Source organism: Candidatus Protochlamydia naegleriophila (assembly GCF_001499655.1).
GTDB lineage: Bacteria > Chlamydiota > Chlamydiia > Chlamydiales > Parachlamydiaceae > Protochlamydia > Protochlamydia naegleriophila.
In genome coordinates this window covers 1,244,159-1,256,599 of the sequence record NZ_LN879502.1, presented here as the reverse complement: position 1 = coordinate 1,256,599, position 12,441 = coordinate 1,244,159, and the positions used below count along the sequence as shown (strand labels likewise).

Sequence of the window (12,441 nt, the reverse complement as noted above, 5' to 3'; positions counted from 1 at the left end):
ATTCATCACCAAATCGATCATTATCCTTGATAATCGAAACGTCGGCAATTTTTAACTTCTGCATGCGTTTTTATCATTAACTAATCTCGCAAAATCCGTGGAGCACTGGTGGACCAAATAGGAGTAGCAAGCCACGTTAAACCACCTCAAATTGATTTTTGGTGGTTTAAGAAGAAGGAAGGGACTCATAATCCGCTTAAACGGTAAGAGCAGTGGCCTTCTCCTGCTTATCTAGAAAGGTGTCTCCAAAACGCTGTCATGCGATTCCAAAATTCGAAAGCTGTCTTTTGGGCATAGCTTTTAAATCGGTTGAAAGCGTTTATCAATCTAAACTTTAAAGTAGGGATCGCCTCGGCATTTAGCTCAACACCTCTCCCTATGCTAGCAGACGCTGAAACCCCATCTTCTGAATCTGATGATTTTGCTAATGCAGCAACTTCATTAGTCGGCATCAAGGCATCATCGACTCGATCCAGCGTATATAAAGGATCTATCCAAGGAGTTTCGGAAGCAAGGGCTGTCAAATCAAAATCTGGGAATTGAGCTAAAACGTGAACGCTCGTTTCAGCTTGGCCAGCCTCTCTTATTCTTTCATAGTTTGTGCCATTCATGCTTTGCTCTTCGCGATTTGCACACGCTTCACTTTTTTCCTCTTCCAAACTCATCAATGAAACGGGTTCTTCAACTCTCAATGCAGGGAGTTCTTCAAAGAAATCAGCGTATGGAGTAACAAGTGTCGGGCTTTCCCCGCCATCTGTTTTTCCATCTTCTATCTCGCTAACTTGCTCACTGTTTTGCTGGAAGATAGATAAACCTTCAAACAAACCATTATCCATCACAAACCCAATACCAGAGTCCTCATCCTCTTCATCTTTAGCTTCAGTTTCACCATTGACTTCTAAGTGGCTCTGGAGATGCTTTTCTTCTATCTGCCTGGTTAAACAATCGATGGAGTTTTCAAGCTCCTCGACCTCTACACAATAAAGTTCAATATCTTTCAGCAGCATGCATAGGGCATCTTTAAAAGCTTGAAACACCGATTTAGGGTTTTTCCAACTCCAAAAATCCTCTTGGTTTTCTTCAAGATTATTCCATGCATTGAGAACTTTTTCTAAGCATCTTCTGTTGGCAACACCTCTATTGACAATCTCTTTGAGCTCTTCAAAGGGCATGCTCTCTTTTCTTAAGAAGACAAGCAGCTCGTTTAAATTTTCTTTCGACTCTCTTGTGCTTAAAGTGAAAGCCGGAGTTTTTTTCTCATCCAAAAGCTTTAGCTGGATGAGATCTAAGTCTATCCCATTAAAGCTTTCTGTTAAGTTGGCATTCCTTTCCTTAAGGCGGGCTAACTCATTTTTTTTAATTGCTAGCTGCCCCTCCAAACTCTTTTTGAATGCTTTATGTTCCTGCCTTTCGCTAGACGACCGCATGCTTCGTTCCTGAACTTTATTTACTAAGCGACTGCAGTTTTCATTCAAGTGATCATACCCTTTCTGTGGCTCTCTAAGAGGGTTTTCTTTATTTAATTTATAGTGAAGGAATGTTTGCAAATTCTGCACCTCTTCAGAAGACTCTTCTCCAATCACTCGACTTGCCAACTTAGGAATCAGGCGATGGGTTAAAAAGTCGTTTAAATAGGTTTTACTTTGCTTCTCAGTGCTTTTATAGTAGGTTGAAAAAACTGTAACGAAAGCTGGTGACATCAGAGTAAATTTATGTTTCTCTAAATCATACAGGGAAACATCCGCACACTCATAATCCCCCAACTGCTGCAATTTCCAAAGTTTGTCCTGAGCCTGTCTAAGTGCCGTTTGAAAGTCTTCAAAAGCTTGCAGCACGGCGATTGGAACTTCTTTTAACTTTTGATACAGCAGCTCTCTTCCAAGCGCATAATGAAGTGGCAAATCCTGAGAAGCTGGGCTTGATAAATTAAAATTCATATAACCATTAATTTTTTTATTAAAAGAATTCATATTTTAAAGATAAAAGTCAATAAAAGCAAAACAAACAACTGCAAAAACAATTTCATTCTCCTTCATTATACTAAAGCGAGTGAAAATGCTATAAAGAAAATATTTAGATAAGATAAAGGGCCATTTTCATAAATAAAAATTTGGCCCGACTGACTTAGAAATAACAAATCCACTTCTCACCGATTCTCTCTCTCCCTTGATTGATAATCTGTCAACCACATATGCTGCTTGGTCGAATCCCTTATCTTGAAGAAACTATGTCGTGAGAAAGGTCTGGCATTTGTAGCATAAAAAATAGAGCAAACTCTTTTAGAGCGTTTAATCTGCCGTTTATTAAAATTTATATTACCACAACAAACTCACGATTATTAAAATAAATCATTCGACTAAATAAACTAATAATGATAAAATAACAACTTCTTAATAATAAGCTTTTTACTTAAAAGGAAATTATCATGATCCATCTAGATCCCTATTCGGGAGTTCATTCTATGGTAATGGCTCAAGATCCGGAAATTATAACAGATGCTTTCAAGCATGTAGGAAACGCATTAAAAAGCGCCCTGAAAGGAATTCCTTCTGTTTGTGGCAAAATCAAGCAAGCCATTCATAACAAGCGTTACAGCCATCTTCTTAATTCTGCTCAAGGCAATCCTCAACTATTTTCTAAAATCGATGCTGCCGTCAAAAACACCCTTCTACAAGGCGGCACACAGATTGTGGAAGACTCAAAAGACTACAACCAGCTATTTAAAGTGTGTAAAAAAGCGGTTTATAACAAGTTAAACGAAAGAATTTCGCTTATCAGCCAACTCGAAAAAATGTCCGATTGTGAAATTGGCGAGTACTATGCCTCGGGTAGATTTAAAGAAGATGAACTTCTCGCCACTTTCTCTCAAAACGCCCTTCCAGAGGCGATTAAGCAAAAAGTAGCTGTTTATAGCCAGCAGCAAAAAGATCAGAAGACTATCGATAACATCAAACAGAAAAGTCAAAATATTGAGCAAATCTGCCAAACGTTGACAACTTCAAAGCAAGCCGTGTCTCAGACAGCAGATCAACTGTTAAATATGCATGATGAAGGGTATGTCCATCCTCTTCAAGAAAACTTTTTAGCAAAGAAAGACTATTTTCACACTCGTGTTTTAAGTACAGAAGCTAAAATAAAATACGTTCAGACCTTTCTAGATGAAGTGCAAAAGCATCCAAATCTTGCTCAATCGGCGTTGGCCGGCAATCAAGCATTAATTAAGATCGCTCGTCAAACATGCGAAGAAGTCAATCCTCGCAAGTTTAAGAACGAAATGAACAAAGCACAAAAAGAAATCGTACAATTAGCGGTTATGCGTACGATGAGCCACAACTTTACTAAAGTTGTCTCGTTATTGAATACCTATCTCAAGAATTCTCGTGATTCTAAGATGCGATCCAATTTGGATACTGCTTTAAACGACTACTTAAACGGCTGCAAAGCAACGGAAAAACTCTCTGTCTATAAATTGAATTACCCGCATCATGCCGCGGACATTCAGCTTATCCGAGATTTCATACAAGAGAGAGATAAACTGCAGTCTTTGAACGACGCCGACTTTAGCGATCAACTCATCATACTTAAGTTCGCGTATGTTAACCGCGCTGCAGATAAAAATCTGCAACAAGCTTTTGGAAAACAAAATCAGAAAACTTTTCATAAGCCATCTCAGTCTATTAGCGTTATTCCTCAAACAATTGAAAAAACACCTTCTCTAAAAGACTTAGTCCATCCTAAGCCAAAGGGCACTTCTAGCGATACGAATCAGAAGACGCTAAGCAACCCTGCAGAAGCTTGTGTCCACCAAAAAAGAGAAAGGCGCTATATCCATACCCGCTTGTCCAGCGCAGCGGCGGCTTAAAGACTTAAGCTATTCAAGTGCCTTTGACAGGTAATTGAATAGCTTAATTTTCTTCTAATGAAGCTCTTAGTCAAAATGCAAAACTTCCTCCCTTGATCAGCTCTCCGAGCTCTGTTTATTTTTTATTCCGTCATCCATAGTCCCTCGCTAGACGCTCACTATGGGCTCTAAGATCAGTCGGCCTAAAGACCTCTAACACATTAAGTTTATTTGACAGACGTTAACAAAAAGAGCCATGTGCTTGGATAGAATATTACCTACGTGATCGTATTGAATCAGCGTTGTGAGAGGCCGGTAGGCCGGCTGAAAACCTCTAGTGAGGACCGAGCGAACGATGAGTAAGGGGAAGATAATGTGAGCGTGGAGGGCGACTAGAAAAAAATGGATTATTTGAGGGCAAAAAAAAAGGACCTTAAAACGTTTGTTTTAAGGCCATGAAAAAAAAGACTTGGCGGCGACCTACTCTCCCACACTCTTGTGTGCAGTACCATCGGCGATCAGAGGCTTGACTTCTGAGTTCGGAATGGGATCAGGTATTTCCCTCTCTCTAATGCCACCAAGCGAAAATCATAAAAGTTTAGTCTTGTCGTTTAAATCTGAATCGTAAATTCACTAAACCAAAAACAGTGCTTGAAAATAATCTCACACGCTTGATTTTGTATATTGGACCACACTTTGTGCTGAAGGGAATGGTCTTCGTCCTTCAGTAAAAAAAAGGTGGTCAAGCCGATCGACCGATTAGTATTGGTAAGCTCAACGCATTACTGCGCTTACACACCCAACCTATTAACCACATCGTCTATATGGTGTCTGATAGGGATACCTTATCTTGAGGGAGGCTTGGCGTTTATATGCTTTCAACGCTTATCCGTTCCGAACATAGCTACCCGGCAATGCTCTTGGCAGAACAACCGGCTCACCATTGGTTCGTCCACTTCGGTCCTCTCGTACTAGAAGCAGCTCCTCTCAAGTATCCTACGCCCACAAAAGATAGGGACCAAACTGTCTCACGACGTTTTGAACCCAACTCGCGTACCGCTTTAATTGGCGAACAGCCAAACCCTTGGGACCTTCTTCAGCCCCAGGATGCGATGAGTCGACATCGAGGTGCCAAACCGCCACGTCGATATGAACTCTTGGTGGCGATAAGCCTGTTATCCCCGGAGTACCTTTTATCCGTTGAGCGACGGCGATTCCACATTCCACCGCCGGATCACTAAGCCCGACTTTCGTCTCTGTTCGACTTGCAGGTCTCACAGTTAATTTGCCTTATACCTTTACGCTCTACTCGTGATTGCCAACCACGATGAGGCAAACTTTGGACTCCTCCGTTACTCTTTAGGAGGATACCGCCCCAGCAAAACTGCCCGTCTGACAATGTCCGAATCCCAGCTTCATGGGATTTCGTTAGATTCCCGACTTATCAAGACCAGTATTTCAACGACGACTCCAGCCTACCTGACGGCAGACCTTCTTAGTCTCCTGGTTATTCTACACATGACAAGTCAAGAGCCAATATCAGAGTACAGTAAAGGTTCACGGGGTCTTTCCGTCTTATTGCGGGTAAACAGCATCTTCACTGCTACTACAATTTCACCGAGTCTCTTGTTGAGACAGTGCCCAGATCGTTATACCATTCGTGCAGGTCGGAACTTACCCGACAAGGAATTTCGCTACCTTAGGACCGTTATAGTTACGGCCGCCATTCACCAGGGCTTAAATTCAATGCGTTGCCTTACGGCTAACATCTCCTTTTGACCTTTTGGCATTGGGCAGGCATCACACCATATACTTCGACTTAGACGTCTTTGCATAGTGCTGTGTTTTTGTTAAACAGTCGCCTGGGCCATTTCTCTGCGGCCACATGATGCTCAAGCAGCAAGTGCTGTCACAACTTGTGGCTCCTCTTCTCCCGAAGTTACGAGGATAATTTGCCGAGTTCCTTAACAAGAGTTCTCTCGCGCGCCTTAGAATATTCTTCCCACCCACCTGTGTCGGTTTTGGTACGGTCGCCATCAACGATTAGAGTCTATTTCTTGGAAGCATTGCGCTACACTATCGGTTCCTCCGAAGATTCCCCTTAGTCCCAACCTGGCGTTATGTTGGCGGATTTGCCTACCAACCGGCCTCATTGTTCCACGGACACATCCAATGGTCCGCGTGCTTGACGTACTCCGTCGACCCTTCATCATAGTTTTAGGCGGCGCAGGAATATTTAACCTGCTTTCCATCACCTACGCTTTTCAGCCTCGGCTTAGGGACCGGCTAACCCAGGGAAGACGAGCTTTACCCTGGAAACCTTAGGTTTTCGGCGAGGAGGATTTTCACCTCCTTTATCGTTTACTCATGCCATGCATTATCACTAGTATGCGCTCCAGCGCTCCTTACGGTACGCCTTCGACGCTGCATACTACGCTCTCCTACCGCTTATTCTTATACAGAATAAACCCGCGATTTCGGCTCTATGCTTTAGTCCCGGATATTATCGGCGCAGAGTTTCTCGATTGGTGAGCTGTTACGCACTCTTTAAATGATGGCTGCCTCTAAGCCAACATCCCAACTGTTTTAGAAACTCCACTTCCTTACTCACTTAGCATAGAATTAGGGGCCTTAATCGGCGATCTGGGCTGTTCCCCTTTTGACAACGTAGCTTATCCCACGCTGTCTATCTCCCGGACGACTTTACAGTATTCGGAGTTTGATTTCCTTTGGTAGGTCGGTAGACCCCCGCGTGAATTCAGTGCTCTACCCCTGTAAAGGGCTGTCCGAGGCTAACCCGAAAGTTATTTCGAAGAGAACAAGATATCTCCAAGTTTGATTGGCCTTTCACCCCTATCCACAACTCATCCAAAACTTTTTCAACAGTTACTAGTTCGGTCCTCCACAAGGTGTTACCCTTGCTTCAACCTGGTCATGGATAGATCACTTGGTTTCGTGTCTGCGCCAAATGACTTAACGCCCTTTTAAGACTTGCTTTCGCTTCGGCTTCGGAACGATGTCCCTTAACCTTGCCATTTAACGCAACTCGCTGGCTCATCATGCAAAAGGCACGCCGTCAGCCATTCCCAAAAAATTGGGCATAGGCCTTCGACCGTTTGTAAGCTATTGGTTTCAGGTTCTATTTCACTCCCCTAACAGGGGTTCTTTTCACCTTTCCCTCACGGTACTGGTTCACTATCGGTCATTAACGAGTATTTAGCCTTGGAGGGTGGTCCCTCCGGATTCAGACCGGGTTTCACGTGTCCGGCCCTACTCAGGTGCTCATCTAGCTAGCTTGCTTTTTCGCATACGGGGCTTTCACCCTGTGTCGCCTGACTTTCCAGAAATGTTCTGCTAAAGTTTGCTAGCCATTGTGATGAGTCCTACAACCCCGCTATTAGAAATAGCGGTTTGGGCTCTTCCCAGTTCGCTCGCCGCTACTATGGGAATCTCTGATTTGATTTCTTTTCCTCTGCCTACTTAGATGTTTCAGTTCGGCAGGTGTCGCTTCCTTAACCTATGTATTCAGTTAAGGATAACCAGACATTACTCTGGTTGGGTTTCCCCATTCGGATATCTCCGGGTCAAAGCTTTTATCCAGCTCACCGAAGCTTTTCGCAGGTTTCGCGTCCTTCATCGCCTGTTAATGCCAAGGCATCCACCAATAGCCCTTAATAGCTTGACCAAAAATTAGTCTCAAGCAATTAAGTATGAGTACGACTCACATAAGTATTGCTACTTATGTCACTTAAATTTTGTGTGAAGATTATTCTCAAGCGCTGATTTTGATCAGTGAATTGTTTTAATAAGATGATTTACATCTACTTTACGTATTCACGTTTCATTGTTTGTTACCAAACAATCAACGTTTTTAGATTAAACTTGATTCTTAAACTTTTATGACTTTCAAAATAACGTATTTGCCTACACGAAGCAGGCTATTTTATAACAATAAGCTGTTATGTAAATTTTAACTGGTGCGGTTACCAAGACTTGAACTTGGGACCTCGACATTATCAGTGTCGCGCTCTAACCAACTGAGCTATAACCGCAAGTGCAAATCTTGGAGGCTAGGAGATTCGAACTCCTGACCTTCTGAATGCAAATCAGACGCTCTACCAACTAAGCTAAGCCCCCGATTCAATAAAGATCGGATGTCTTAAGATTTGCGATCTTTTATAGATAACGATGCTTTCACAGCACAAGTAAGACAATGTACGAGCTAATAGAGCTTGCCCAACCTGTTTGCTAATTAAAGCAAACTGTCCTTTAAAGGAGGTGATCCAGCCCCACCTTCCGGTAGGGCTACCTTGTTACGACTTCATCCCAGTCATCGGCCTTACCTTACACGCCTCTTTCCTTGCGGTTAAGCCAGCGGATTCGGGTAAAACCAACTCCCATGATGTGACGGGCGGTGTGTACAAGACCCGGGAACGTATTCACGGCGATGTTGCTGACTCGCCATTACTAGCAATTCCGTCTTCATGTAGTCGAGTTGCAGACTACAATCTGAACTGGGGCCGGCTTTCGGGATTTGCTTCACCTCGCGGTTTCGCTGCCTTTTGTACCGACCATTGTAGCACGTGTGTAGCCCCAGACATAAGGGCCATGCGGACTTGACGTCATCCTCACCTTCCTCCTGGTTAACCCAGGCAGTCTCATTAGAGTTCCCACCTTAAATGTTGGCAACTAATGATAAGGGTTGCGCTCGTTGCGGGACTTAACCCAACACCTCACGGCACGAGCTGACGACAGCCATGCAGCACCTGTGCAGCAGTCCCGAAGGAAAGGCCTATTTCTAGACCGGTCTACTGCATGTCAAGTCTGGGTAAGGTTCTTCGCGTTGCATCGAATTAAACCACATGCTCCACTGCTTGTGCGGGTCCCCGTCAATTCTTTTGAGTTTCAGCCTTGCGACTGTACTCCCCAGGCGGTATACTTAACGCGTTAGCTACGGCACAACTAGGGTTGAGTCCAGTTACACCAAGTATACATAGTTTACGGCAAGGACTACCAGGGTATCTAATCCTGTTTGATCCCCTTGCTTTCGCGCTTTAGCGTCAGGAATAAGCTAGAAAACCGCCTTCGCCACCGGTGTTCTTCCACATATCTACGCATTTCACCGCTACTTGTGGAATTCCGTTTTCTCCGCCTACCCTCGAGAGATGTAGTTTCAAATGCTGTTCCGAGGTTGAGCCCCGGGATTTCACGTCTGACTTACATCCCCGCCTACGCGCCCTTTACGCCCAATAAATCCGATTAATGCTTGCACCCTCCGTATTACCGCAGCTGCTGGCACGGAGTTAGCCGGTGCTTCTTTACCTGGTACGTTCAAACTTACTGGATATTAGCCAGTTTATCTTATTCCCAAGCGAAAGAGCTTTACGACCCTAAGGCCTTCTTCGCTCACACGGCGTCGCATCGTCAGGCTTTCGCCCATTGCGAATGATTCTCGACTGCAGCCTCCCGTAGGAGTCTGGGCAGTTCTCAGTCCCAGTGTTGGCGGTCAATCTCTCAATCCGCCTAGACGTCTTAGCCTTGGTGCGCCTTTACCACACCAACTAGCTGATATCGCATGGGCCCCTCTTTAACCGCGAGGTCTTACGATCCCCCACTTTAATAAGAAAAAGATGTCTTATTCTCACTGTATCTGGTATTAGCGGTCGTTTCCAACCGTTATCCCAGAGTTAAAGGCAGGTTACCCATGTATTACTAACCCTTCCGCCACTGAACCCGAAGGTTCCGTTCGACTTGCATGCCTCATCCACGCCGTCAGCATTCAATCTGAACCAAGATCAAATTCTCACAGAAAAAATAAACTCTTGAAAAATTGAGTTGATTATATTAATCGTATCGCTTCTTGAGCGATACTAATATGTGTGACAGGTAAACTGTCCCACACAAGCTCTATTGTTTATGCTTGCACATTGTCTCTCTTATACTGTCAAAACACCTACACAATCACTCAGAGGCGATTATTATTCTTGCAACACTGTCGTTTTTTACGTATTTCGTTCGCAAGAAGTTCCTAATGTAACTAAAAGTCGTGATTTGCTGCAACATCTTTTCTTTCGCTCTTTATTTTTTTTATTAAAAGTTCATAATCAACCATTTACGATTCAATGTTTTTTAGGTGGAAAAAGCGCTGTGGTGATTTAATAGTTTAGGCCATCAAAAGGTGAAAGTTGTTTTCTCATTTCAAATAATTTATACGCCTGTATAATCCAGATAGACATGTCCGATCGAACATCTATATATTAGGAGGTAATTCATGCAGACATTTTCCAAAGCAGCATTAATCGCTTTTTTAGCCGTTTCCAGCTTATCGATTAACCAAACAGATGCTTTTTGCGCCCGTTGTCAAAAAATTGAGTCCGACCGAGAAAAGGAACAAGCCGCGCATCCCAAGGCTGCTGGCTATTATGATGATGAGATTAGTCTGGCAACCGAAGAGTCTACAGGGCTGCCTTCTACGACGCTGACACCGATAGAACCAGCTGCTGGATCTGTCGATCGCTCGGCCTTAGGTGCGCCCGCGATTAAAGCCCCTGCTGCTCAAAATGCGCATGGCATGAAAAAACCTGAGACAGCAAACGGCTACAATTTTACATCGCCAAAGCAGAGCACCCCTTCCTCTTCGGCACAAAATAATCTAAATGAAAAGGGAGCAACCAGTCGAGCGGCTGAGGGTTTGCCTTCTTTACCAAAAGAAAGCACATTTAATGTATCGCAACAGCCAGCCAAACTGCGCAATGCACAAACATACTCGACGATTGAAACCATTTTACTATCTAAAGATTTGCTAACAACGCTCGGAGGATCTTTCACTCTTTTTATCCCTTCAGATGAAGCCTTCCGGCACCTTCCGCAAGGAACGCTTCATGAACTTTTCCGTCCAGAAAATAAGGAACAACTTTCAGCACTAGTTGGAGGCTATATTGTGCCCACTAAAATTGTGCATAAAGACATTAAAAATGTACAAGTCAGCACATTGAGCGGTAAAAATTTAGATATTCGCGTACAAAATGAGACTTTAACCGTCAACGGAGTACGGGCGATTCATTTTGAATCGGTAGGCGATAATGGAATCATTTACATCCTAGAGACCGTCTTACCCTCGCCCTCTGCAGTTTCTACATCCGCTCAATAATATAAAAGCTCAAGAAGCATTGATTTGTCTGCTTGAGCTTTTTTGCCTTTCAGCATTTTCGATTGAGCAGCAATTCCTCAACAGATGCTATCCCTGAACAGATGCTATCCCTGCAGTCGATTCTCTTCAGTTATTTTAAATTTTTCTTTATAAAAAAAATACGATGAGGCATGAAAGGACTATAATCTTTTTAGTAGGATTTGCTTAACCCCGTGGAGTTTTTATGGATAAGATGACAAAATTATTCGCTCTTGCGGCTTTTTCTCTAACCGCTTATCAGCAAATGGTTTTGGCCGATTATCGGCCTGAGTGGCAATCTAATGATGCGACTTCGGCACCAGCCAATTCACGCCAAGGGCCTGCTTATAGTCAGTCAACGAATCGGGATAGTAATCAAGAAAGTGGGCGTCGAAAAGAGCCTAGCCTACGAGAAGACCGCCGCCTCCTGCGCGATGAGCGTCATGTTATTCGCGATGAAAACAGACTGGAAAGAGATGAACGCAAACTGTTGCGCGATGATTTTCGTTTAAAAAAGGATGAAAATAGGCTAAAAGAGGAAAACCGCGGCAATACTGCCCCTAAATTTACCTCTCCTGAAGCAACTCCAAAGAGCTATCCACTAAGCGACTGGCCTCCTAAGGCATCTAAAAATGATTCTAAAGCGGAGCAATATTCTCGCTCGAGCGATGCCGATAATGACGATAATGATTCTGATGACGATACTAGCGATCAAGACAATCGCGAAGATGTGTCTTACCACAATCACATGGGAACCCCAAGAAGTTACCAGTATGAAAATGAGAGAAACGGGGATAGGGACTCTAAGACCCCCCAACCAGATAATCGCTCATCTTATAATAGCGGCCACTCCCACTCCCACTCTCACGCGCATCAGCTGATTAGCGAGGCAACAACACCTGCTGCTGCACATCCTTCAAAAAAGGTGCACTTTAACCGCCCTCACGAAACGACAATCGTAGATATCGCAGCGAACGACCCTTCGCTTTCAACCTTTGTCCAAGCTCTTCAGGCCTCAGACTTGTCACAAGTTCTAGCAGGTAAAGGACCATTTACTGTCTTTGCGCCCGACAACCAGGCTTTCAAGAAAATATCACCTATTCAGTTAAGTGATTTATTAAAGCCTGAAAACAAGCAGAAGCTGACGACATTCTTAAAGAACCACGTCATTGCCGGAAAAATTTTAGCGGCAGACATTAAAGAAGGGCATGTAACGACGGCTAATGGTAAAGAGCTAACGATTAAAAAGACTGGGACTAAAGTGACTGTGAATGGAGCCAATGTCACCAAAACGGACTTAACAAGCTCAAATGGAGTTGTACACATTATTGATGCGGTTTTAGTACCTTAATTTTCCACCGCTTTAGAGCAGTAAACGACATTTTACTGTTCTTAGACCATTTACAATGGCTTTTTAGCCTAAAAATATTTG

Annotated in this window: 4 protein-coding genes, 2 tRNA genes and 3 rRNA genes; 3 read left to right on the top strand and 6 right to left on the bottom strand. The window is 43.6% G+C overall.

The window, feature by feature from the left end:
• Positions 1-227: 227 nt before the first annotated feature.
• Complete coding sequence (locus tag PNK_RS05105; protein ID WP_059060706.1) at positions 228-1,937, bottom strand: hypothetical protein; 1,710 nt, start codon at positions 1,935-1,937, stop codon at positions 228-230.
• Positions 1,938-2,425: 488 nt separating this feature from the next.
• On the opposite strand from PNK_RS05105, the gene PNK_RS05100 reads away from it, so the two are divergent.
• Positions 2,426-3,862: a hypothetical protein gene (locus tag PNK_RS05100; RefSeq protein ID WP_032123672.1), complete on the top strand. Its 1,437-nt coding sequence runs from the start codon at positions 2,426-2,428 to the stop codon at positions 3,860-3,862.
• A gap of 446 nt (positions 3,863-4,308) precedes the next feature.
• On the opposite strand, the gene rrf is transcribed toward PNK_RS05100, so the two are convergent.
• The 5 genes from rrf to PNK_RS05075 form a co-directional block, all read right to left on the bottom strand.
• Positions 4,309-4,423, bottom strand: a 5S ribosomal RNA gene (gene rrf, locus PNK_RS05095).
• 156 nt (positions 4,424-4,579) lie between these two features.
• Positions 4,580-7,526 (bottom strand): 23S ribosomal RNA (locus PNK_RS05090).
• Between the two features lie 290 nt (positions 7,527-7,816).
• Positions 7,817-7,893: transfer RNA gene (locus PNK_RS05085), tRNA-Ile, on the bottom strand.
• A 12-nt stretch (positions 7,894-7,905) separates the two neighbouring features.
• Positions 7,906-7,978: transfer RNA gene (locus tag PNK_RS05080), tRNA-Ala, on the bottom strand.
• Between the two features lie 134 nt (positions 7,979-8,112).
• Positions 8,113-9,652, bottom strand: a 16S ribosomal RNA gene (locus PNK_RS05075).
• The 16S, 23S and 5S rRNA genes sit together here with 2 tRNA genes alongside, the layout of an rRNA operon.
• 460 nt (positions 9,653-10,112) lie before the next feature.
• Here PNK_RS05075 and PNK_RS05065 point away from each other — a divergent pair.
• Together PNK_RS05065 and PNK_RS05060 are read left to right on the top strand one after the other, a co-directional pair.
• Positions 10,113-10,991: a fasciclin domain-containing protein gene (locus PNK_RS05065; protein ID WP_059060701.1), complete on the top strand. Its 879-nt coding sequence runs from the start codon at positions 10,113-10,115 to the stop codon at positions 10,989-10,991.
• 223 nt (positions 10,992-11,214) lie between these two features.
• Entirely contained in the window at positions 11,215-12,360 is a 1,146-nt protein-coding gene (locus PNK_RS05060) for a fasciclin domain-containing protein (protein WP_059060699.1), read from the top strand.
• The last annotated feature ends 81 nt before the right edge of the window (positions 12,361-12,441 follow it).